This is a genomic window from Oceanicaulis sp. MMSF_3324 (assembly GCF_030733545.1).
Lineage (GTDB): Bacteria > Pseudomonadota > Alphaproteobacteria > Caulobacterales > Maricaulaceae > Oceanicaulis.
Window position 1 is genome coordinate 42,501 of the sequence record NZ_JASHIU010000007.1, and the last position, 22,668, is coordinate 65,168.

Annotated in this window: 16 protein-coding genes, 1 tRNA gene and 2 rRNA genes (1 of these 19 cut by a window edge); 11 read left to right on the forward strand and 8 right to left on the reverse strand. The window is 62.6% G+C overall.

What is annotated here, in order from left to right; genetic code table 11:
- The 4 genes from RBA95_RS08315 to RBA95_RS08330 form a co-directional block, all read left to right on the forward strand.
- Positions 1–1,287, forward strand: a 23S ribosomal RNA gene (locus RBA95_RS08315); it begins 1,500 nt to the left of the window's first position.
- A gap of 83 nt (positions 1,288–1,370) precedes the next feature.
- Positions 1,371–1,485 (forward strand): 5S ribosomal RNA (gene rrf / locus RBA95_RS08320).
- A 121-nt stretch (positions 1,486–1,606) separates the two neighbouring features.
- Positions 1,607–1,683: transfer RNA gene (locus tag RBA95_RS08325), tRNA-Met, on the forward strand.
- Positions 1,684–2,019: 336 nt separating this feature from the next.
- On the forward strand, positions 2,020–3,357 hold the full coding sequence (locus RBA95_RS08330; protein ID WP_306016392.1) for a DEAD/DEAH box helicase: 1,338 nt from the start codon (positions 2,020–2,022) through the stop codon (positions 3,355–3,357).
- 32 nt (positions 3,358–3,389) lie between these two features.
- Here RBA95_RS08330 and RBA95_RS08335 read toward each other — a convergent pair whose 3' ends face one another.
- Both RBA95_RS08335 and RBA95_RS08340 read right to left on the reverse strand, forming a co-directional pair.
- Entirely contained in the window at positions 3,390–4,331 is a 942-nt protein-coding gene (locus RBA95_RS08335) for a pirin family protein (RefSeq protein WP_306016393.1), read from the reverse strand.
- 23 nt (positions 4,332–4,354) lie between these two features.
- A complete protein-coding gene (locus tag RBA95_RS08340; protein WP_306016394.1) occupies positions 4,355–5,293 on the reverse strand; it encodes an FkbM family methyltransferase in 939 nt (312 codons plus the stop codon).
- A gap of 105 nt (positions 5,294–5,398) precedes the next feature.
- Between RBA95_RS08340 and RBA95_RS08345 the strand changes: the two genes are divergently transcribed.
- The 3 genes from RBA95_RS08345 (at position 5,399) to RBA95_RS08355 (ending at position 8,282) form a co-directional block, all read left to right on the forward strand.
- On the forward strand, positions 5,399–6,844 hold the full coding sequence (locus tag RBA95_RS08345) for a M20/M25/M40 family metallo-hydrolase (RefSeq protein WP_306016395.1): 1,446 nt from the start codon (positions 5,399–5,401) through the stop codon (positions 6,842–6,844).
- Positions 6,845–6,956: 112 nt separating this feature from the next.
- Entirely contained in the window at positions 6,957–7,571 is a 615-nt protein-coding gene (locus RBA95_RS08350) for an FMN-dependent NADH-azoreductase (protein ID WP_306016396.1), read from the forward strand.
- A gap of 99 nt (positions 7,572–7,670) precedes the next feature.
- Entirely contained in the window at positions 7,671–8,282 is a 612-nt protein-coding gene (locus RBA95_RS08355; protein WP_306016397.1) for an FMN-dependent NADH-azoreductase, read from the forward strand.
- Between the two features lie 27 nt (positions 8,283–8,309).
- On the opposite strand, the gene RBA95_RS08360 is transcribed toward RBA95_RS08355, so the two are convergent.
- On the reverse strand, positions 8,310–9,098 hold the full coding sequence (locus RBA95_RS08360) for a hypothetical protein (protein WP_306016398.1): 789 nt from the start codon (positions 9,096–9,098) through the stop codon (positions 8,310–8,312).
- Between the two features lie 71 nt (positions 9,099–9,169).
- Entirely contained in the window at positions 9,170–10,213 is a 1,044-nt protein-coding gene (locus RBA95_RS08365; protein ID WP_306016399.1) for a hypothetical protein, read from the reverse strand.
- Positions 10,214–10,446: 233 nt separating this feature from the next.
- On the opposite strand from RBA95_RS08365, the gene RBA95_RS08370 reads away from it, so the two are divergent.
- Both RBA95_RS08370 and RBA95_RS08375 read left to right on the forward strand, forming a co-directional pair.
- A complete protein-coding gene (locus RBA95_RS08370; RefSeq protein ID WP_306016400.1) occupies positions 10,447–12,171 on the forward strand; it encodes an amidase in 1,725 nt (574 codons plus the stop codon).
- Between the two features lie 26 nt (positions 12,172–12,197).
- Complete coding sequence (locus RBA95_RS08375) at positions 12,198–12,827, forward strand: glutathione S-transferase family protein (RefSeq protein ID WP_306016401.1); 630 nt, start codon at positions 12,198–12,200, stop codon at positions 12,825–12,827.
- Here RBA95_RS08375 and RBA95_RS08380 read toward each other — a convergent pair.
- From RBA95_RS08380 to RBA95_RS08395, 4 genes are all read right to left on the reverse strand, one after another.
- Positions 12,818–13,456, reverse strand: coding sequence for a class I SAM-dependent methyltransferase (locus RBA95_RS08380; protein ID WP_306016402.1), 639 nt, complete (start codon positions 13,454–13,456; stop codon positions 12,818–12,820). The genes RBA95_RS08375 and RBA95_RS08380 overlap by 10 nt on opposite strands.
- Complete coding sequence (locus tag RBA95_RS08385) at positions 13,453–15,513, reverse strand: S9 family peptidase (RefSeq protein ID WP_306016403.1); 2,061 nt, start codon at positions 15,511–15,513, stop codon at positions 13,453–13,455. Before RBA95_RS08385 ends, RBA95_RS08380 begins: the two co-directional genes overlap by 4 nt.
- 65 nt (positions 15,514–15,578) lie before the next feature.
- On the reverse strand, positions 15,579–16,748 hold the full coding sequence (locus tag RBA95_RS08390; RefSeq protein WP_306016404.1) for a hypothetical protein: 1,170 nt from the start codon (positions 16,746–16,748) through the stop codon (positions 15,579–15,581).
- 108 nt (positions 16,749–16,856) lie between these two features.
- Positions 16,857–17,075, reverse strand: a complete 219-nt coding sequence (locus tag RBA95_RS08395) for a hypothetical protein (protein WP_306016405.1) — start codon at positions 17,073–17,075, stop codon at positions 16,857–16,859.
- On the opposite strand from RBA95_RS08395, the gene RBA95_RS08400 reads away from it, so the two are divergent.
- Both RBA95_RS08400 and RBA95_RS08405 read left to right on the forward strand, forming a co-directional pair.
- Complete coding sequence (locus RBA95_RS08400) at positions 17,074–19,626, forward strand: TonB-dependent receptor (protein WP_306016406.1); 2,553 nt, start codon at positions 17,074–17,076, stop codon at positions 19,624–19,626. The genes RBA95_RS08395 and RBA95_RS08400 overlap by 2 nt on opposite strands.
- 395 nt (positions 19,627–20,021) lie before the next feature.
- On the forward strand, positions 20,022–22,568 hold the full coding sequence (locus tag RBA95_RS08405; RefSeq protein ID WP_306016407.1) for a TonB-dependent receptor: 2,547 nt from the start codon (positions 20,022–20,024) through the stop codon (positions 22,566–22,568).
- Positions 22,569–22,668 lie beyond the last annotated feature (100 nt).

The window sequence follows — 22,668 nt, forward strand, 5'->3', positions numbered from 1 at the left end:
CTGGAAATAGCTCCCGCATTAGACCGTACCCCAAACCGACACAGGTGGACTGGTAGAGCATACCAAGGCGCTTGAGAGAACTCTGTTGAAGGAACTCGGCAAATTACTCCCGTAAGTTCGCGAGAAGGGAGCCTGGCTGCGGGCAACCGTTGTCCAGGGGCACAGACCAGGGGGTGGCGACTGTTTATTAAAAACACAGGGCTCTGCGAAGTCGCAAGACGACGTATAGGGTCTGACGCCTGCCCGGTGCCGGAAGGTTAAAAGGAGGAGTGAGAGCTCCGAATTGAAGCCCCGGTAAACGGCGGCCGTAACTATAACGGTCCTAAGGTAGCGAAATTCCTTGTCGGGTAAGTTCCGACCTGCACGAATGGCGTAACGACTTCCCCACTGTCTCCAACAGAGACTCAGCGAAATTGAATTCTCCGTGAAGATGCGGAGTTCCCGCGGTCAGACGGAAAGACCCCGTGCACCTTTACTACAGCTTCGCAGTGGCGTTAGTGGCGATATGTGTAGGATAGGCGGGAGGCTTTGAAACCGGAGCGCCAGTTCCGGTGGAGCCATCCTTGAAATACCGCCCTTATCCTCATTGACGTCTAACCGCGGTCCATGAACCTGGATCCGGGACCCTGCGTGGCGGGTAGTTTGACTGGGGCGGTCGCCTCCCAAAGAGTAACGGAGGCGCGCGAAGGTTGGCTCAGAGCGGTCGGAAATCGCTCGTTGAGTGCAATGGCATAAGCCAGCCTGACTGTGAGACTGACAGGTCGAACAGAGTCGAAAGACGGCCATAGTGATCCGGTGGTCCCGCGTGGAAGGGCCATCGCTCAACGGATAAAAGGTACGCCGGGGATAACAGGCTGATGATGCCCAAGAGTCCATATCGACGGCATTGTTTGGCACCTCGATGTCGGCTCATCGCATCCTGGGGCTGGAGCAGGTCCCAAGGGTTTGGCTGTTCGCCAATTAAAGCGGTACGTGAGCTGGGTTTAGAACGTCGTGAGACAGTTCGGTCCCTATCTGCCGTGGGTGTTGGATACTTGAGAGGAGCTGTCCCTAGTACGAGAGGACCGGGATGGACGCACCTCTGGTGGACCTGTTGTTGCGCCAGCAGCATAGCAGGGTAGCTAAGTGCGGAAAGGATAACCGCTGAAAGCATCTAAGCGGGAAGCCCCCCTCAAAACCAGGTATCCCTATCAGAGCCGTGGAAGACCACCACGTTGATAGGCTGGAAGTGGAAGCGCAGCAATGCGTGAAGCGGACCAGTACTAATTGCTCGATCGGCTTGATCCAACAATGCTCATGGGCGGCGATCGCTTCGTCCCATGAAGCCCACACAGTCAGCTTGTCTCTACAAAATGCATCGGTCGCGCCGACCGGGTGGTTATAGCGAAGGCTCCACACCCGTTCCCATCCCGAACACGGCCGTTAAGACCTTCTGCGCCAATGGTACTATGTCCTAAGGCATGGGAGAGTAGGTCGCCGCCCGGTCCGCTCGATCGATGCATCATCTTCTCCGTTTATATCGTCAATGAGACTGACGTCGTCAGACACAGCGCGACGTTTGCTTCTGCAGCCAGTTTGTTGTTTAACAAGACTGATGCAGCCCTGATGCGGGGTGGAGCAGCCCGGTAGCTCGTCAGGCTCATAACCTGAAGGTCGTAGGTTCAAATCCTACCCCCGCACCCAATACTAAAAAGCCCCGAGCCATCTGGCCGGGGCTTTTTGCTGTTCGGGATCTGCGCCAAGCGTCGCGCATTCAGTTCCTCTTTGGAATAAACCAAGTCACAGCCGCCCTGTGCGCTTGCCTTTTGGCGCGATTGAGCGCAAGGAAGCGCTACGCATGCACGCGCCCCGAAATCCGGGTTGCGCGGCGACGGATCAGCCGGAGCGAGACCCGCTCCCGTGAACAGGTCCGGGCGTGGGCGATGATCGCCCTTGTACGGCGGCTGAACGATCCAGTTGTCTCATTCTTGACTATGCAAGCGCCCGGAGGTCGTCCGTGAGCGCTCCACTGAGGTTATCTTGACCAAATTTACCGACTTCGGTCTCAACACATCCATTCTGCAAGCCATTACCGAGCAAGGGTATGAAACCCCGACGCCGATCCAGGCGCGCGCGATTCCCGCCGTGCTCAAGGGCGGCGACCTGATCGGACTGGCGCAAACCGGCACCGGCAAGACCGCAGCCTTCGTGCTGCCGCTGGTCCATCAGCTGCTGGCCGAGAACAAGCAGGCGCCGGGCCGGTCCTGCCGGGCGCTCATTCTGGCGCCGACCCGCGAGCTGGCCGCCCAGATCGAAGAGCAGGTGAAGGCCTATACCGTTCACACCAAGCTCACGAGCACCGTGGTGTTCGGCGGCGTGAAGGCCGGACCGCAGATCAAGGCGCTCGCCCGCGGCGTCGATATTCTCGTCGCCACGCCAGGCCGTCTGCTCGACCATCTGGGCGAGCGCAAGGCGCGGCTCGACCTGACCCGGTTCGTGGTGCTTGATGAAGCGGACCAGATGCTCGATCTGGGCTTCATTCCGGCGATCCGGAAATTGCTGCGCCTGGTGGGCAATGAACGTCAGACCCTGATGTTCTCGGCGACCATGGCGCCGCAGATCCGCCAGCTCGCCGATGACTTCCTCAAGCATCCCGAAACCGTGGCCGTGACCCCGCCGTCCAAGCCGGTGGACCGGATCGACCAGAAGGTGCTCTACACCGATCCGGCTGACAAACCGCAAGCGCTGATCGACCTGATGGCGCCCGAAGCGGGCAAGCGCGCCATCATCTTCACTCGTACCAAATATGGCGCGGACCGGGTCGCCAAGCGTCTGGTGAAATATGGCCACAAGGCCAATGCGATCCATGGCGACAAGAGCCAGAACCAGCGCATCCGCGCGCTCGACGCGTTCAAGACTGGCGAAGCGCCTGTGCTGGTGGCGACCGACATCGCCGCGCGCGGGATCGATGTGGACGGCGTGGACCTGGTGGTCAATTACGAGCTGCCGAACGTGGCCGAGAACTATGTGCACCGGATTGGCCGGACGGCCCGTGCGGGCGCCAGCGGCCGGGCCGTGGCGCTGTGTGCGCCGGATGAACGCGTCATGCTCAAGGATATCGAGAAGAAGATGGGGGTCCATATCCCCGGTCTGAATGACGCGCCGCCCATGCCGAAGGCCGAAGCCGCCAAGTCCAAGCGTCGCCGTCGCGGCGGCCGCCGCGGCCAGGGCGAAGGAGGCGGTCAGCCGTCCCAGCCGCGCAACGCCCAGTCTCGCGACGGTCAGACGTCTGGCGGTGACGGCGGCAAGCCGCGTCGCAATCGCCGCAGCGGTGGCGGTCAACGTCGCTCGGGCGGCGCCCCGCGCGCCGCGGAATAGGCCGGCTCATTGGGGTAAACCTGTAAGCCCGCCTAGCTGGTCGGATGATCTTCGGTGCAGGCGGGTGGTTCGCCCGGTTCGGGATCGCCGGGCAGGGGGATGTATTCGTTTTCATCCACGGGCATGTGAAAGGGCGTGTCCTTGAAATCCGCCGCGATTGAGGCGCGCCAGTCCGCCTTGGCCTGCTCGATGCGTTCGCGGCTGGTGGCGACGAAATTCCACTCCATGTAGCGCTGACCGAGCGGCTCGCCGCCCAGCAGCATCAGGCGGGCATCCTCGCTGACGGTGACGCGCCCGGTGGCCTCGCCGGGCGTGTAGATCGCCATGTGACCGCCCGTGATGGTCTCGCCCCCCGTGATGATGGTTCCGCTCACAACGTGGATGGCCAGCTCCGGGTGACCCTCCGGCAAATCGAACGCGGATCCGGCCTTGGCTTCGATATGGGCGTAGACGATGGGGGAATAGACCTTCACCGGTGAGGTATGCCCATAGGCCTCCCCCAGGATCAGTCGGAACTGCGCGCCGCCCTGCTCGAAAGCGGGCAGGGCGGCCTTGCCGTGATGGTGGAACTCGGCGTCGATTTCCTGGCAATCCTCGGGCAGGGCGACCCAGACCTGGATGCCATGCATGAACAGGCCCTTGGCGCGGGCGGCCTCTCCGGTGCGCTCGGAATGGGTGACGCCCTTGCCGGCGGTCATCCAGTTCACATCGCCGGGATAGACGGTCTGGTGCACGCCCAGGCAGTCGCGGTGATCCATCTCGCCATCAAACAGATAGGTGACCGTCGCCAGGCCGATATGCGGGTGCGGACGCACATCAATACCTTCGCCCGGTTCGAACTGCGCCGGTCCCATCTGATCGTAGAAGACGAAGGGGCCGACATGTCGGCGTTGCGCCACCGGCAGAATGCGCGCGACGGAGAACCCGCCCAGATCCCGGCTCTTGCCTTCGAGAATACGTTCCAGCGAGCTCATGGGCGTGTCCTTGTATCGAGCGCTCAGCGCGTCTTGAGATCCAGTATGACATTCATGCGGGTGCTCTGGCGCACCTCATAGCCCTTGCGCATGGCGAGGGCGGCGGCGTCTTGCGTGTTCCGGCCATCGGCCATGTCCGAGCGCTCGAGGATCAGAAGGTCCGGCCAGCGATCCTTGTCCGCTTTGGCGAAGAAATGGGACAGGATGGCGGCTTCGCCCCCTTCCACATCCACCTTCATGGCGTGCGCCTTCTTGAGCTTGAGCTCATCCATCAGGGTCAGAAGCGTGGTGACGCGCACGGCCTCGCCCTGAGACCCGCCCAGCCGCGCCTGGCCGTGATTGCCCGAGATCATGCGCATCACCTCCTCGCCTTCGTAATCGGCGAGGGCGACGCCGGCCATCTCGATCTGGCCCAGCCCGTTCTGCCGGGCGTTGAAGCTGAGACGGCGGCGCATTTCACGCTGGGGTTCAACGGCGATGACGCGAGATTTCTCGCCGCCGGCCTTGGCGGCGACCAGCGAATAGGCGCCCGCATTCGCGCCCACATCCATGAAGGTCTTGCCGGGCCCCATCAGCGCGCGCAGCGCGTCCAGCTCTGCCGGGTCGAAGCATTGCGGCGTCATGAAAAGCCGCTTTTCCGACAGATTGTCCGTGGGGTGCAGACGCAGTTTCAGACCCAGAGCCTCCACATCGGCGACGCCGGCGTTGACGCCGGTCAGCGCCAGCGGGCGCGCAGCGCCGGCCAGGCGCAAGCCTGTGCGTGAGGCGGGCAGGGCCCGGCCAATGGCCAGACCGATCTTGCTGACAAGACCCGGCGCATACGCGCCATAGCCTGGCGCGGGCGGTTCATGGGCGATGGGCCCGCCGCGCGCCCGGGAAAGCCTGTCCGGGCCCGGCGGGATCGACAGGGTTTCGTCAGTTTCAAGCGAAGCTTGGTCGGGTTTGGGAGCCGTCTCAGTCATGAGAGGACTTATAAACGGTTTTGACCGGACCCGCATACCATCACATCAGGTTTCCACTTTTGCGGCGGCGCCTATAAGGTCACGGCAAATCGGAGGAGGAGAGACATGATGTTGCGCACTGTCATGGTTGCAGCACTGGCGTCGACGGCGGGATGGGCACAGGCCCAGACCGACGTGTTTGAAATTGATGCTGAAAGCCGCGAGATCGCCCAGAGCCTGGGGCAGGCCGCCCTGGACAGCGATCTGGCCTATGAGATCACGGAATCACTGACGGTCGAGGTCGGGCCTCGTCTCGCCGGCACGCCTCAGGAAGCGCGGGCGCGCACCTGGGCGGTGGACATGCTCGAGCGCCTCGATTTCGAGAATGTCCGCGTCGAAGAATTCGAACTCGATCTGTGGACCCGGGGCCGGTCCATCTATGAGGAAGTGGCGATCACCGCGCCTTACCCGCAGGAGCTGTACGCCATCTCCCTGGGCGGCGCGGCGGCCACGCCTGAAGGCGGGCTGGAAGCGGAAGTGGTGTTCTTTGACAGCTATGACGCCTTCCTGACCTCTGATGCGTCAGAGACGGCGCTTGAAGGCAAGCTCGTCTTCATCAATGACCGCATGGTCGCCAGCCGCACCGGTGAAGGGTATGGCTGGGCCAATCGCAAGCGGCGTGACGGCTGGGTGCTGGCCGAGGACCGGGGCGCCTCCGGTCTGCTGATCCGCTCTGTGGGCACCAGCACGAACCGGTTCGCCCATACCGGCATGATGAGCTTCCCCGATGGCCGACAGCCGGAAATCCCTGTGCTGGCGGTTTCGGCGCCGGATGCCGACCAGATCGAGCGTCTGCATGAAATGGACGAGACGATCCGCATCGGCATGCGCACCTATGCCGGCTGGCGCGGCCAGTCGATGAGCGGCAATGTCATTGCGGAGATCGAAGGCTCGGAAGCCCCCGACGAGATCGTCATCATCGGCGCGCACCTGGATAGCTGGGATACGGCGACCGGAGCGCTCGACGACGGCGCCGGGGTGGGCATCGTCACCGCGGCGGCCAAGCTGATCGCTGATAGCGGGCATCGCCCGCGCCGCACCATCCGGGTGGTGTTGTTCGGCGCCGAGGAAGTCGGGCTTGTCGGCGCGCGCGCCTATGCCAATGCCCGCATGGAAGACGGCACGATCGGCGATCACATCATCGGCTCTGAATCCGATTTCGGCGCGCGGGAAGTCTGGCGCATGCGCTCGAATGTGGGCGAGCATGCGCTGCCGGAGATCGCCGCGATTCACCGCGAGCTTCAGGCGCTGGGCATTGTGCCGGGCGACAATCAAGGCGGCGGCGGCCCCGACATGATCCCGCTGGCCTATATGGGCGTGCCCATGGTGCGGCTGGAGCAGAATGGCGAAGACTATTTCGAGTTCCACCACACCCCCAATGACACGTTCGACAAGATCGTGCCCGAGGAAATGGCGCAGAACGTGGCGGCCTGGACGATGATGGTCTGGCTGCTGGCGGACAGCGAGACGGATTTCCGTCCGCAGCCGCAGCAATCGGAAGCCAGCCAGTAGTTTCCGTTCCGGAAGCAATAAGCTTCCAGAACGCCGTCTACACACAGAAACCGGGCGTAGGCATATCTCCTGACAGATCACGCGGCGACGCCGCAGAATGATGGAGATGAACATGTCTGCGCCCAATATCCTTCGCATCAATTCCAGTGCCCGGACGGACGGGTCGGTCAGCCGCGAATTGTCGGATCTGCTGACCCAGGCTCTGGCGGGCGACAGCGGTCAGGTGGTGGTGCGCGATCTGGCTGCGCAACCCGTGCCGCAGGTGAACGTGGACTGGGTCGGCGCCAATTTCACCGACCCGGCTGAACGCTCTGACGGCCAGCGCGAAACCCTGAAGGGCTCTGATGAGCTGATCGCCGAGCTGCATGCCGCCGATCACATCGTCATCGGGGTGGCGATGTACAATTTCTCCATCCCGTCCTCGCTCAAGGCCTGGATCGACAATGTCGCCCGGGCGCGGGAAACCTTCAAATACACCGAAGACGGTCCCGAGGGCCTGCTCACCGGAAAGACGGTCTGGCTGGTCATGGCTTCGGGGGGCGCGCGTCTGGATTCCGACGCCGACTTCGCCACGCCGTATCTGCGCTTCATCCTGGGCTTTCTGGGAATCACCGATGTGCGCGTGATCAACGGCATGGGCTGGCCCTTCCTGGAAGACGCCGACAAGGATGCGGTGCGCGACATGGCCCGGACCGCGACGACGGACACCCTGCTGGCGGCGGAATAGCCCGGTCGCTCACACAAATGTGGTGAGCGTTTGATTGGCGCTTGCGAGGCGCGGATCGCATCTCTGGTTGACCATTTCCGGACAGCCTTTGGAGATTTCATGACCGCGCCTCGCATCCTGACCCTGTATTCCAGTGGTCGCACCACCCAGTCCGCCAGCCGCGAGCTGGCGGACCGTTTGTCTCACGCCCTGGCGGGCGAGGCGGGCGCCGTCCTCACACGGGATCTGGTGGCGAAGCCGTTGCCGTTCGTGGACGAAACCTTTGTGGATGCGGCCTTCACGCCGCCCGCGTCTCGCACTCAGGCGCAGGTGGATGCCTTGCGCATCTCAACCGAGGTGATGGACGAGCTGATGGGCGTGGATCACGTCGTCATCGCGTCTCCCATGTACAATTACTCCATCCCGGCCGCGCTCAAGGCCTGGATCGACATGGCGGCTCGCGCGAACGAGACCTTTCGATATGTCTTTGATGACGGCGATCCTTATGTGGAAGGCCTGGTGAAGAACAAGACCGTCTGGATCGTCATGCCCACGGGCGGAACGGCGCTGGGGTCCGACATCGATTTCGCCACCGACTATCTCAAATATGTGCTGGGCTTCATGGGTATGAAGGATGTGCGCTTCATCGACGCCGCCGGCTGGCGCGAGTTTGACGAGGCGCGCAAGAACCAGTTGCGTGATGACGTTTCCGCACTGGCCGCCAGCGCCTGACGCTGATGAAGAGACGGGGCGGGCGGTCTAGAGCGCCCGCCATTCCTCTCGCACGCCGAGCTGGCGAAAGACTTCCGACCAATAAGCCTGAAGGATGTCTCGTTGCTCGGCGCTCCAGCCCCGGCGCTCGATCAGGTAGATCTCGATCCGCACCCCCGCGAGCACATCGCCATATTCCTGTTCCACCAATGCCGCGACGCGCGCGGGCGGGGGCAGTCGGTTCGCCAGATCCGATCGCGCCCGGCCATAAACGCTGAACAGGCGTGAGTTCTGCAACATGTCGGAGACCATCACGACGGTGCGGCGCGGCGTGGTCGGATCGAAATCCTCTTCCAGCGCCAGGTCCGCCAAAGCCTCGATGATGGGGCTCGCCGGGCTTTCCTTGGGTTCTACAAGGTCGGCGAGGGCGCTTTGCAGGGGGCCTTCAAAGAGCGCCTGATAGCGCGCTTCGACGCGGGCGGGATTACGGTAGAGCGGATTGATCTGGTCGCCGCGGCCCGGATTGCACAGCGAGAAGCTGTTGGTGTTGATCAGCTCGCCGCGCGCATCAAGCTCGTATAGCGACAGGCGCTCGCCAATATCGAGCCGGTCGCGACTGTCCAGCACCAGGGTTTCGATGCGCTGGGCCTGTTCGGGGGAGTACAGATCGGTCTTGTCGATCACCAGCGCCATGTGAGCGGGTTGCTCTCCGCTCAGACACAGCGTGTTGGGATCGTATTCGGGCGGTTGCAGCACTAGCGCGGCGTAGCTGATGGCGCCGAGCACACCGGCGACGATCAGAATATTGATGATGCCAAGAACATCCTTGCTGCGCATATGTCTGACGCCCCCTCTGCCAGCCGCTCGCGGATCGCATCATGGGGCGCCGCCCGGCTTATGGCTAGACGTTATCGGCCCGGAAAGGGCGGTTTGTCTGCGCCGGCTTCGTCACTGTTTTCTGACAGATCGGTGTCCGGCGCTTGCTCATACAGCTGGATGGAGCGTGAATTGTCCGCTGCGAAGAACTTGTCGATCTTGCGCTTGAGCGCAATCGCTTCACGCCGTGTCGGCGCGCTCAGGCTGGCCTCGATATCATCGGGATCCTGGGCGTGTTCGCGGTGGGTGTGCGGCAATTGCTTGAGCACCGCGGACAGGTGCGCGGCCGCATTGATGGCGCGGCGCTGGGCGGTGCCATAGCCGATCAGGCGGTCGTCAAACGTCGCGCCCTTGAAGGCGGCGATGGCGGCGAAAGTAATGCCCAGGCCGAACAACAGCAGGCCTTCCAGCGTCTGGATGCCGGTAAGGCTGAGCGCCGAGCTGACCGGCGCCAGGATCGCGCCAGTGGGTTCGGCCAGATCGCCGAGCGCCAGGGTCGCCGCGTTCAGCTCCAGCAGGTCGCGATAAAGCGCGGCGGTGTAGTTCAGGAATACGATGAAGCCGACCGCGACGGGCGTGCCGAGAATGGCCGCGGCAAACGAGAAGGGCCGGTCAGGGTTCTGCAACAGGCGCAAACCCAGAAAGCCGATCAGGAAGAAGGCGGTGATCACATTGGTGAACGCCACGGTGATGGCCTGGATCCAGCCGCCCAGAAGCCCGAGATCGGAGCTTTTGGAGAAGAAGTAGGCGTTGATCAGCCCCTCTACCAAAACCATGCCGGCCAGGATGGAGAAGTGCATGATGTGGCTGTCGGGATAGGTGGCGGACCGGTTGATCCACTTGTCGCGCGGCAGGGCCTCTTCAAACATGCGGCCGCGGGTCTGGCGGAAATGCAGATAGGCGTCAAACGAGGCCGAGGCGCGGTAATACGCATCCGTCAGACGATCAAACATCTGATGGGTCTTGCGGTCGATTTCCGTATCCATGATGTCGTCCGAATCCTCTGAACGCCCCCGGTTCAGTCCGAGGAGGTTGTTCGAGATCGGCCGATCTTGGGTCTCTATCGCATCACGCATGGTCCGGCCCCTTGGTTTGGAATTCACAACGCCCAAGCATTAACCATGTTCCGATAATCGAGCGTAAGTTAGGCGAAATCAATTGAAACGAGGCGAAAGCAAGGCGAATTGAGGCTTTTTCAAGCGTGCGCTTCGGCCTAGTTTCTCGCTCGAACGAGTCAGGCGCTCAGTGCGCCGTTAACATACATGAACAATCCGGCGCTGAACCGGAGCTGAACGTTCGAGGGGAAATCATGTCCGGATCTCGCAATACACGCCGCACCGTGCTCGGGCTTCTGGCCGGGGCGGGAGTGGGCGGCATTGCCGCCTCCGCTGCCGGAGCCCGTCAGCAGACGCCGGTCACCTCCGACACGCTGACCGGCGCCGAGCGCCTGGCCGGGGTCAGCTATACGCCGTCCGAGCGCGAGCAGATGCTGAACGGCATTGATGCCTGGCTCTCACGCGCGGAGCGTTTGCGCGCCGTTGAGAAACCCAATGAGCTGGCGCCTGCGCTGACCTTCGATCCGCGCCTGCCGGGCCAGACCTATCGTGCGCAAGACAATTTCGTCTCTGGGCTCCCCATTAATGCGGGGCCCAAACCCTCCGATCCGGCGGACATCGCCTATGCGGCGAGCTGGAAGCAGTCCGCCTGGATGGCGCAGGGTGCGCTGACCAGCGTCGAACTGACCGAGATCTATCTTGATCGCATTGCCCGTCATGGTGATGCATTGGAGTGCTATGTCACTGTCACCGCCGATCTGGCGCGGCGTCAGGCGCGTCAGATGGACGCCGAACGCGCTCGTGGTCAGGTGCGCGGCCCGCTTCACGGCATTCCGTATGCGCTCAAGGACATCATTGATGTCGCCGATATCCGGGCCACCTGGGGCGCGGCAATCTATCAGGACCGCGTGGCCGAACAGACCGCCGTGGTCGCCCAGCGTCTTGAAGAGGCGGGCGCCGTGCTTCTGGGCAAGGCGACCTCAGGCGCGCTGGCGTATGGCGATATCTGGTTTGACGGCGTGACCCGCAATCCGTTCAACCCCAATGAGGGCAGCTCTGGCAGCTCCGCCGGTCCCGCGTCGGCCACCGCGGCGGCGCTGTGCAGCTTCTCCATCGGCACTGAAACGCTGGGCTCCATCGTTTCACCGTCGCATCGCTGCGGTACGACCGGCTTGCGGCCGACCTTCGGCCGCGTGGCGCGCACCGGCGCCATGGCGCTATGCTGGTCGCTCGACAAGATCGGGCCCATTGTCCGCTCCACGCCTGACGCGGCTCTGGTGCTCGGCGTGATCAATGGCGGGGATGCGGGGGATGCGTCTTCGTTCGATCACGGTTTCGAAGCGGATTTCTCCCGCGATCTGTCCGGTCTGCGCTTGGGCTACAACCCGGCCTGGTTCGAAGAGGCGGCCGATCCTGATCGCGCGGCGCTCGACGCCGCCCGCGCGCTGGGGGTGGAGCTGGTGCCTGTGGAGTTTGACGAGCAGCCCTGGGACGCCATGCTGATCCAGCTGGAATGCGAGGCGGCCGCGGCGTTCGAGACCATGACGCTCGAGGATCTCGATGATCAGTTGCGCTGGCAGGTGGATGCCGCCTGGCCGAACACCTTCCGCCGGGCCCGCTTCGCCAGCGCGATCGACATGGTCAATGCCGACCGTCTGCGTCGCAAGGCCATGACCATGATGGCGGAGACCTTTGAGGGCATCGACGCCATGATCGGTCCGAACTTCGCCGGCGGCATGCTGCTGATCACCAACTATACCGGTCATCCCCAGCTCGCCTTCCGCTCGGGCTTTGTCGATCAGCCCACGCGGACGATCTTCGGCGCGCCGGCGGATGAGAGCGGGGATACCTTCTCTGTGCCCTATGCAACCTCGCTCTGGGCGCCCTTGTTTGACGAAGGCGTGATCCTGGCGCTGGGGGCGCAGATTGAAGCGCGCCTGGGCGTGGCTGATACTCGTCCGCAAGCGTTCGCCGAGTAACGCCTCATCCATCGGGAGGACCGTCCATGAAATTCTATGATTGCGCCACTGCGCCCAGCCCGCGCCGCGCCCGCATGGTGATTGCGGAAAAGCGGATCGATGTGGAGACCATCGAGGTCGATCTGCGATCGGGCCAGCAGTTCAGCGAGGACTTCATGGCGGTCAATCCGGGCTGCACCGTGCCGGTGCTGGTCACCGATGACGGGGACAGCCTGTGCGAGAACGCCTCCATCGTGCGCTATCTCGAAGCGCTCTATCCCGATCCGCCGCTTCTGGGGACACGCCCGATTGACCAGGCGCGCGTCGCCGAATGGGTATGGCGGGCCGAGTTTGAAGGTCTGATCAGCGTCATGGAGGTGTTGCGCAATACCTCAAAGGCCATGAAGGACCGGGCGCTGCCTGGTCCCGACCCGGTGCCGCAGATCCCGGAACTGGCCGAGCGCGGCATGGCGCGCGGTCAGCGTTTCTTCAAGACGATGGACAAGCGGCTCAAGGACACGCCTTGGCTGGCGGGGGATGCGTTCAGCTTCGCCGATATCAGTGCGTTCGTCTTCGTCGAATTTGCGGCCTGGGTGAAGATGGTTCCGGGCGAGCAGCTGGAAGCGCTGGCGAAATGGCGAGACGCCTGCAAGGCGCGGCCCAGCGGTCAGGTCTGACGTTTTCGGGTCAGCCAGATACCGGCGCCGCCACACGTCTCATCATTGAAGCGGCGCTCGACAAGTTCGAGCCCGGCCCCGTCCAGCGCGGTTTCAAAGTGCGCCGGGGCGAGGCTGGCGTGAAACAATCGGTCGCCGAACATGTCGCCCCAGGCGACGCCGTCGCCATCCCCGCTGGTGAACATGAAGGGTGCGCCAGGCGCCAACGCAGGTCCGATGCGCGCGATGAGTTGCGCCTGATCAAGGCCAGGCAAATGAAAACTCGAATGCCAGGCGATGGCGCCGCCATAGGGGCCGGAAAGCGCCAGGGTGCGCATGTCGCCGACGCGCCAGGTCTGATCCGGCCATTGCGCCCGGCACAGGGCGATCATGGCTTCGGCGATATCCACGCCCTCCACCTGTCGCCCTTGTTCGATCAGGTGGGCGGCGATGGGATAGCCCGATCCGCAGCCCAGATCGAGAATCCGTCCGTCCGGCTTCGCCAAAGCAAGAAAGCGGGCCATCCAGCCCGCTTCCATGAAGGTCTTCGCCGAGCGTCTGCGGGCGTCAAAGGACGTAGCATGACGCTCATAAATGTCCGCGATGGCGGCGGCGCCGCGCGCCTCCGCCTCGGGGTTGCGATCGGTCATTCCGCCTCCGCATTCGCCGGATCGTATTGCTCGAACCAGGCGAGGACATGACCGGCTTTCTGTAACAGCCGCGAGGGCCGGCTGTCGGCGATGCCGTGATAGGCGCCCGGAATGCGCACCAGGCGGCTTTCAATGCCGCGGATCTGCAGGGCGTTGTAATACTGCTCGGCCTCGAACACCGGCGTACGGCGGTCTTCACCGCCCACAAAGACCAGCGACGGGGTTTCCACATTGCCCACCAGCGAGAGCGGGCTGCGACGCCAGTATTCTTCAGGCGCGTCCCAGGGCGTTTCACCGAACCAGTAGCGATAGATGCTCGGGCCGATATCGGCAGCCAGGGTGAAGCTGGTCCAGTTGATCACCGGCTTGCCCACCGCCGCAGCGGCGAAGCGGTCGGTCACGCCAATCAGCTGGGCGGTCAGAACGCCGCCACCGGAGCCGCCGGTGACGAACAGGCGCTCTTCGTCCACGAAGCCGCGCGCCACAAGGGCGTCCACGCCGGACAGGAGGTCATCCACATCCTCCCCGGGATAGTTCTTGTCGATCTCGTTGGAGAACGCTTCGCCATAAGAGGTCGAGCCGCGCGGATTGGTGTAGAGCACGACATAGCCGGCGGCGGCGTAAAGCTGGACCTCGCCGGAGAATTGCGGGCCATAGGCCGTGTGCGGACCGCCATGGATTTCAAGGATCATCGGATAGGACCGGTTCGGATCAAAACCGGGCGGATAGGCGATCCAGCCCTCGATTTCCTGGCCATCCGCCGAGCTCTCCCAGGTGAAGCGCTCCACTTCAGCGAGCTCGCGCAGGCCCAGCACATCGGCGTTCACATCGGTCAGTTGGCGCGCCAGCCCCCGGCGTGAGCCCACGCCCACATTGGCGAGATCCTGGGCGCTGGCGACAGTCGCCGCCCAACGGTCATTGCCTGATACCGAGAAGGAGCCCGAGGTATAGGGGCGGCCAAAGGTCGTTCCGCCCAGATCGTCATTGATGCGGTCCAGCCCACCATTGAGGCCGGCATAGCCCAGAACGGTGTGGCCGCGATCATCAAAGCTGACAAACAGGCCGCGTCCGCGCTCGTCCCAGAACGCCTGGTTGATGCCGCGATCGAGATCGGCGAGCAGTTCGCGCGGCTCGCCGCCTGACAACGCCACGACCTTGAGATCCGTGTCCACATTGGAGTCTTCACGGCGCGGGGTGGACAGATAGGCCAGCATTTCGCCATCAGGCGACAGGCGCGGGCTGGATTCGCCCCCCGGATAATCGGTGATCTGCACCGGCTCGGACGCGTCCAGCGCAATGGCGTAGATGTCCGCCTCACGGAAGTCGAACCCGTCCGCTTCCCGGCCGCCCAGTGAATAATACAGACGCTGGGAACCCGGCCCCCAGCTCAGCCCGGAAATGGAGCCGTCTGTCACCTGGGTCAGCTGGCGAGGCGCGCCGCCATCCGCCGGGGCGACAAACACCTGGGTGAAGCCCGCAGGCAATTCGCCAGCGCCGTCAAATTCATAGCGCGTGGTTTCATCCACCAGCGCCGGTTCCGCCCAGTCCGCGCCGCGCGGTTTCGCCGGCATGCCGATATCGACCTGCGGCTCGGCGGAGGGCATGAACATGGTGAAAGCGATCCAGCGACCGTCCGGAGACCAGCTCAGATTGCCGGCGCCCCCGGGCAATTGCGCCAGAGTGGCGCTGCGTCCGCTATCGACCCAGACCTTGCGCAGCTGGCTTTCGCCATTCTCATTGGCCACGAACACAATCTGACTGGAATCCGGCGACCATCGCGGCGAGGAGTAGTCGCCAGCGCCCGTCACCAGGGGCCGGTTCGCCCCGCCATCATAGGGCACGGTCCAGATGGCGGACCGGGTCTGGTCGGTCATGATGTCATTGGAGCGGCGCTGATAGGCGACCCATCGCCCGTCCGGGCTGATCTGCGGGTCATTCGCCATTTCGAGGCTGAAGATGTCGACCGCCTGCAAGGGGCCGCCTTCGGCCTGTGTGGAGGCGAGGGCGCTGGGGCTGGCCAGCGCCACGGCGAGCGAAGCTAAAAGGGTCCGGTTCATCAATTACGCTCCAAGTCTCTGATCCGGCAGCGTAGGACTCTGAACGGCTTAAGGGCAAGGCCGGTTTAGCGCGCGTTGTTGAGAAGTCGCGCCCGGGACAGCCTGTAGGGCGGCGCAGGATGGGGAAGCTGGCCCACCACGCGACCGGCGATCAGGTTGGCCTGTGTCTGGGAGGCGGAGCGGAAGCTTTCCCAGGTTTCGACGCGATTGAAATAGACCCGGCTGCCCGCGCGTTGGGCGCTGGCCATGAAACGGGCGATATCCTGCCGATCCGTTTCTGTCAGGCGCGCCGGAAAATCGGCCCCAATGGCGTCGACGCCGGAATGCTCGTATCGGCTCCAGTATGGCCAGTCGGTCCGCACATGCACAAAGAGCTTGCCGGTCTGGGCGTGCAGAATGCGCAAGGTCTCATCGAGCACCATCGAGGGCGCGTCCGCCGGGGCGTCCTTGATCTGCACCCAGATGAGCTGACGCAGCTTGGCGGGAAGCGCGGCGAGCGCCGTGACATAGCGCGAGCGTGTCCGTGGGTTGCTGAGCGAGGTATATCCGGCCGGCACGATCAGTGCGCACCGTATGCCCGTACGCACCAGTTCATCGAGCGTGTCCGATGCATCCTCCAGGACCGCCAGGTCCACCGCGCACCGAGCGTCGGGCTTGAGGTCGTTGAGCATCAGATCGGTATTGCGCGACTGGAAGGGCTGATCGATCTCGGCGCTGACAACGCGGACGAAATAGCTCGCCACGGCTTCGCGTTTCTGGTCCCAAACCGGCTGATAGAACAGCGAAAACGCCTTCTTTTCATCTGCTTCGGTCTGGACCGTGCGTGCTTCGCGTGGTTCATCCACGTCCGCCGAGGCGAGGGTGGCGGCGAATTCCTCCACGCTCAATTGCTCGGAAGTCGCTTCAACACCCAGCTGGTTGATGAAGTCCTCGCCGAGAAAGAACTCCTCCAGCTCCGCCCGCACCGTGTTCGTGAGGCGCTGAGCCTGAAGGCCTGACAAGGCCTTGAAGATAACCAGATAGCCGCTTTCGCACTGGATGATCAGATCGTCCTCGGCGATATGGCGTTCCATGATCGAGCGCGAGGCGATGAAGGCCCGCTCGCGCAGCTCGGGCCAGCGATGGCCCGCGGCCTCACGCACGCGATCCATGTTCACGAACTGATAGCGGCTGACATCAATCTGCTCTGCGCTCGCCAGATGGCGCTTGAGCTGGATCATCACGTCGTCATTCACGCGGGCATCTCTCTTTCCGATCTGGCGTGAGCATAGTCGGCAAGGCGTTGTCAGAGCGTAACCTTAATCGCGATTGCTGCGGTTTCGAATGTCGCGCTTCAGATCTCTTCAAAAGGGCGTGACTTGCTGCGCTGTGTTGCTGCGCCGCACCGGTAATAAAATATTCAAATAAAATGATCTTTTTATTCCATTCTCCTTTGAATATCGCGTATGCAGCATCTTTATATTGCGTCGCAAATCGGTCATGGTCCGCGCCTTCGGCCATGCGCTGAACGACAGATACAAGCAGCCTGAAACAAGGTTGCGCCATTCAGGGAGAGTTTTCATGGCATCATCCTTCAAGCGGATCGCCTTGCTTGCCGCCGCGTCCAGTCTGACGCTCGGCGCAGCATCTCAAGCACAAGTCTTCGAACAGGTCGGCGGCGGCGAACGCCGCACGGTCGATGTGATCACCGTGACCGCGCAGCAGCGCGAAGAGAGCGCGCAGGACGTGCCGATCTCCATCGGCGCTTATGACACCCAGGCGCTGCAGAACGCCGGCGTGCGCGACATCAAGGACCTGCAGGCGATTGCGCCGGGCCTGGTCGTCACCTCGACCCAGTCCGAGACCATCACCACCGCGCGTATTCGCGGCATCGGCACCGTGGGCGACAATTTCGGTCTGGAAAGCTCGGTCGGCATCTACATCGACGGTGTGTTCCGTGCGCGCAACGGTGTGGGCTTCAATGATCTGGGCGAGCTGGAGCGCATTGAAGTGCTGCGTGGCCCGCAGGGCACCCTGTTTGGCAAGAACACCTCCGCTGGCGTTCTGAACATCGTCACCGTTGGCCCTGAGTTCGAACCGGGCGGCGCTGTTGAAGCCACGTTCGGCGATTACGGCTATTCGCGCGTCAGCGGTCATCTGACCGGTCCGATTGTCGAAGATGTTCTGGCTGGCCGCATTTTCGCGGTTGAGGGACATCGCAACGGCTACTCGGATCTGTATGTCGAGGACGACAATGGTCAATTGAACAAGGTTGATTCCGAGACCCAGGACTATTGGTCTGTGCGCGGTCAGCTGGAGTGGACCCCGAGCGCGACGGTGTCGGGGCGCCTGATCGCCGATTACACCGAACGCGACGAGTTGTGCTGCTCCGCCACGGCCTGGAACTACACCCCGGCCGGTGTCGGCCTGGTCAATTCTGTCGGCGGGCAGGTGCTGTTCCCGGAAGATCCGGATCTGCGCGTCGCTTTCTCGAACCGTGAATATGACCAGCTGGTCCAGGACTGGGGCTTGTCCGCAGAGTTCGATATCGAAATGCCGATCGGCACTCTGACGACGGTCACCTCCTATCGCACATGGGCGAATGAGCGCAGCCAGGATATCGACTACACCAGCGCTGATCTCGCTTATCGCGACAAGGCGAACAATTATACCGACATCGAGCGTCTGTCCCAGGAAGTGCGTCTGAACGGCCAATGGGGCGATCTGGACTGGCTCGTCGGCGCCTTTTACTCGCACGAGGACCTGGTGCTGGGCGACGGCATCCGCGTCGGCGAAGACTGGGAAGCCTTCCTCGGTCGCTCCCTGACGGCTGGCAGCGTGCCGCCGCTGGGAACCCCGGCCGGCGTCAGCGTCGTGCTGTCCCAGCTGACGGGCGGTCTGATCAACATTCCGCCGGGCATGGCCTATCTGGATGGCCAGGGTGTGAACCAGGACGTCTATAATCAGACCGCGGACAGCTGGGCCGTGTTCACCCACAACTCCTATCAGATCACCGACAATCTCGCCGTGACTGCAGGCCTGCGCTACACCCGCGAGAACAAGGACGTGTACGCTACCTTCGACACCAATCAGCCGCTGGCTTGTGCGGCGGTCGAGCAGGCGTTCGGCTTTGATCCGATCAATGGCTTCATCGCGGCGGCGTCGGCCCAGGGCCTGCCGGCTGCAACGATCTCCAGCGGCGCGACGGCGATCGGCAGCATCTGCTTGCCCTATCACCGCTCTGGTCTGGATGCGAACGGCTATGATAACGAGCGCACCGACGAGGAAGTGTCCGGCACGATCCGTCTGACCTATGATCTGACCGACGACGCCATGATCTATGGCGGTTACTCGCGCGGCTTCAAGGCCGGCGGTTTCAACCTGGATCGCCAGCTGAACGGCCCGATCGGTCCGGATGGCTACACCAATTCGGACAACTCCTTCGCGCCGGAAACGGTCGATTCCTACGAGGTCGGCTTCAAGTCCCAGCTGTTCGGCAATGTCGTGCAGCTGAACGGTTCGGCCTTCTACCAGCAGGTGGGGGACTTCCAGCTCAACACCTTCAACGGCATCGCCTTCGTGGTGGAGAGCATTGAAGAGGCGGAAACCTATGGCGTGGAACTGGATTTCTACTACGCCACGCCCATTGATGGTCTCGATGTGACTGCCGGTTACGCCTACACCAACACCGAGTACACCGAGGTGAACACGGGCGATCCGCTGGTGGACGCGCTGCAGGGGCAGGACTTCTCGCTGGTGCCGGATCAGACCTTCACCACCCAGCTGATCTACACCCGTCCGGTGTTTGACAATCTGGTGGCGAACGCCAGCCTCGATGCGCGCTGGGCGTCCGAATACAACACCGGTTCCGATCTTGACCCGGAGAAAGTCCAGGACGCCTTCACCACAGTGAATGCTCGCATTGGCCTGGGCCGCGAAGATGGCCTGTGGTCGGTTGAGCTGTGGGGCCGCAACCTGACTGACGAAACTTATGCCCAGGTCGCGATCGACGCCTTTGCTCAGGGTCGCCGCGGCGGTGCTGGCACGTCGCTCGATCCGCGCGGCACCGCCAGCTATGCCGCCTTCCTGGGCGCGCCGCGCACCTGGGGCGTGACGCTGCGCACCGAGTGGTAAGTCTGAACTTTTCAGCTTAGCTGCACTTGCGAAAGGCCGCTTCCTCCGGGAGGCGGCCTTTTCTTTTAGGGCTTTATCCGATTCTCAATCGTGAATTTACGAGGGCGCGTTAGCGAGTGCAGCGCGTCTTTTCTTGGAATCGCGAAATTCCATTGTGCGTTTGCAGCATAGATTGACGTGCGCGTAATCGTGACAGCTTCGCAACAGTTGTATATCAAAATTCAGGAAAACAGCGGTTTTGGGCATTCTGAGAATGCTTAAGCGCTATTGGGTGCTTTACGCGCTCGCAAAATAAGTCACCTTTGTATGGACATTAGTCAGCGATGCATGGGGCGGTGCCCCGACAATGGTCACCGGGAAAATCCGGGAACGCTGAGTAGGGAGGAGACTAGTTCATGATGTCGACATTCACGCGCACCGCTTTTCTGGCGGCTGCATCCACGCTCGCAATTGGCGCTGCGGCTCAGGCCCAGGTGTTTGAACAGGTCGGAGGCGGAGATCGCCGTACGGTCGATACGATCACCGTGACGGCCCAGCAGCGTGAGGAAAGCTCGCAGGATGTGCCGCTTTCGATTGGCGCCTATGACACGGACGCGCTGGAAAATGCTGGCGTGTCCGATATCAAGGACCTGATCTCCATCGCGCCGGGCCTCATGGTGACCTCGACCCAGTCCGAGACCATCACCACCGCGCGTATTCGCGGCATCGGCACCGTGGGTGACAACTTCGGTCTGGAAAGTTCGGTCGGCGTGTATATCGACGGCGTCTTCCGCTCCCGGAACGGTGTTGGCTTCGGTGATCTTGGTGAAATCGATCGCATCGAGGTCCTGCGCGGTCCGCAAGGCACGCTGTTTGGCAAGAACACCTCCGCCGGCGTTCTCAATGTCGTGACGGCGTCTCCCGAATTTGAATATGGCGGAGCGCTTGAAGCCACTGTGGGCGATTACGGCTATAACCGGTTTACCGGCTCGCTCACCGGACCGCTGATCGAAGACGTGCTTGCCTTCCGCCTGTTCGCCGCCAAGGGCGAGCGTGACGGCTTCCAGCAGCTGATTCTGGATGACGGAAACGGTCCGGCTGAGGTGACCGAATCCGAGACGCAGGACTATTACACCATCCGCGCTCAGGCGCTCTGGACGCCCAGCGAAACGGTCGAAGGGCGTGTAATCATGGATTACTCGACCCGTGAGGAGTTGTGCTGCTCTGCTGTGCAATGGGATTATGCGGCCACTCCGGCGGCGTTCGTCAACGCCGTTGGCGGTCAGGTCCTGCAACCGGCCAATCCGGAAGCTCGCGTCGCCTACGCCAACCGTGAATACGAACAGAATATCGATGATCGCGGCATTTCCGCAGAATTCGACATCGAAATGCCGATCGGCACGCTGACCAGCGTGACCGCCTGGCGTGAGTGGAGCAACAGCCGCACCCAGGACATCGACTATTCCACCGCTGACATTGCTTATCGTGCAGACGGCAACTTTACCGACCTGACCCGTTTCTCCCAGGAAGTCCGCCTGACGGGCATCTGGGGCGATCTGGACTGGCTGGTCGGCGGCTTCCTGTCTCACGAAGAGCTCGAGCTGGGTGACGCCATCCGCTATGGCGATGATTGGGAAGGGTATCTGGGACGCCTTCTGACGGCGGGCTCCGTGCCGCCGCTGGGCACGCCGGCCGGCGTGACCGCCGTCCTGTCACAGATCGCACCTTTGGCCCCGGTTGCTGCGGCCATCGGGGTTCCGGGCGCGCAGGGCTTCATGCCCGTTCCGCCGCCGGGCGCAGCGATTCCCGCAGGCACCGGCACGGCTCAGGACCTGTATGACCAGACTGCCGAGAGCTGGGCGATCTTCACCCACAACACCTATCGCCTGACCGACAATCTCGCGCTTACGGCGGGTCTGCGTTACACGCACGAGACCAAGAACGTGTTCGCCACGTTCGACACCAACAGCCCGGCGGCTTGCGGTGCGCTGGAAACGGCGTTTGGTCCTGATCCGGTATCGGGTCTTGTGGCGGCCGCATCGGCGGCTGGTCTGCCCGCCAGCTCGATTTCGGGCCTGGCGACTGCAGCGGGCAATATCTGTCTGCCCTATGGACGGACGGCGCTCGACCAGACCGGCTATGACCGCGAACGCACCGACGAGCAGATCTCGGGCACCATCCGCCTGACCTATGATTTCAACGACGATATCATGGGCTATGCCGGCTATTCGCGTGGCTTCAAGGCGGGCGGTTTCAACCTTGACCGCTCGTTCAACGGTCCGCTGGATGGCGCGCTGGGTTACACCGATGTGGACTCCGGCTTCGCCCCTGAAATCATTGACGCCTATGAAATCGGCTTCAAATCCCAGCTGTTCGGCAATGTCCTGCAGCTGAATGCGAACGCCTTCTATCAGGAAGTCGAGGATTTCCAGCTCAACACCTTCACCGGCATCTCCTTCGTGGTGAACTCCATCGAGAGTGTTGAAAGCTATGGCGTCGAGATCGACTTCGCTTACGCCACGCCGATTGATGGTCTCGATATCACCGGTGGTTATGCGTATGTGAACGCCGAATATGGCAACGAGGCCTCAACCGCGCCGAACCTGCGCGGCAAGCAGATCTCGCTGTCCCCGGAAAACTTCCTGACCGCTCAGGTCATCTATGAGCGTCCGCTCTTTGGTGAAGTCTGGGGTCTGGCGAGCCTCGATGCCCGCTATGTCAGCGATTACAACACCGGCTCGGATCTGGATCCGGAGAAGCTGCAGGAATCCTTCACGCTTCTCAACGCGCGCGTCGGCCTGAACCATGCCGATGGCCGCTGGTCCATCGAGGCCTGGGGCCGCAACCTGACTGACGAGGCCTATGCCCAAGTGGCGTTCGACCAGTTCGCTCAGTCCGGTGGTTTCGGCGCCTTCATGGGCGCTCCGAGAACCTGGGGTGTTACTTTGCGCACCGAGTGGTAATATACAAAAAACTGATTGGCGAACGGACCAGTCAGGGAGGACGGCAAGGGCCGGAGCATTTGCTCCGGCCCTTGTCTTTTCAGGGTGTTGTCATCCGCGC

What these genes read in the sequence shown, in the direction of transcription:
- RBA95_RS08335 (WP_306016393.1), bottom strand. Translation starts at nt 4,331, where the DNA reads ATGAGCTCGCTGGAACGTATTCTCGAAGGCAAGAGCCGGGATCTGGGC.
- RBA95_RS08350 (WP_306016396.1), top strand. Translation starts at nt 6,957, where the DNA reads ATGTCTGCGCCCAATATCCTTCGCATCAATTCCAGTGCCCGGACGGAC.
- RBA95_RS08395 (WP_306016405.1), bottom strand. Translation starts at nt 17,075, where the DNA reads ATGAAAACTCTCCCTGAATGGCGCAACCTTGTTTCAGGCTGCTTGTAT.
- RBA95_RS08365 (WP_306016399.1), bottom strand. Translation starts at nt 10,213, where the DNA reads ATGCGTGATGCGATAGAGACCCAAGATCGGCCGATCTCGAACAACCTC.
- RBA95_RS08405 (WP_306016407.1), top strand. Translation starts at nt 20,022, where the DNA reads ATGATGTCGACATTCACGCGCACCGCTTTTCTGGCGGCTGCATCCACG.
- RBA95_RS08385 (WP_306016403.1), bottom strand. Translation starts at nt 15,513, where the DNA reads ATGAACCGGACCCTTTTAGCTTCGCTCGCCGTGGCGCTGGCCAGCCCC.
- RBA95_RS08355 (WP_306016397.1), top strand. Translation starts at nt 7,671, where the DNA reads ATGACCGCGCCTCGCATCCTGACCCTGTATTCCAGTGGTCGCACCACC.
- RBA95_RS08345 (WP_306016395.1), top strand. Translation starts at nt 5,399, where the DNA reads ATGATGTTGCGCACTGTCATGGTTGCAGCACTGGCGTCGACGGCGGGA.
- RBA95_RS08380 (WP_306016402.1), bottom strand. Translation starts at nt 13,456, where the DNA reads ATGACCGATCGCAACCCCGAGGCGGAGGCGCGCGGCGCCGCCGCCATC.
- RBA95_RS08370 (WP_306016400.1), top strand. Translation starts at nt 10,447, where the DNA reads ATGTCCGGATCTCGCAATACACGCCGCACCGTGCTCGGGCTTCTGGCC.
- RBA95_RS08400 (WP_306016406.1), top strand. Translation starts at nt 17,074, where the DNA reads ATGGCATCATCCTTCAAGCGGATCGCCTTGCTTGCCGCCGCGTCCAGT.
- RBA95_RS08375 (WP_306016401.1), top strand. Translation starts at nt 12,198, where the DNA reads ATGAAATTCTATGATTGCGCCACTGCGCCCAGCCCGCGCCGCGCCCGC.
- RBA95_RS08360 (WP_306016398.1), bottom strand. Translation starts at nt 9,098, where the DNA reads ATGCGCAGCAAGGATGTTCTTGGCATCATCAATATTCTGATCGTCGCC.
- RBA95_RS08340 (WP_306016394.1), bottom strand. Translation starts at nt 5,293, where the DNA reads ATGACTGAGACGGCTCCCAAACCCGACCAAGCTTCGCTTGAAACTGAC.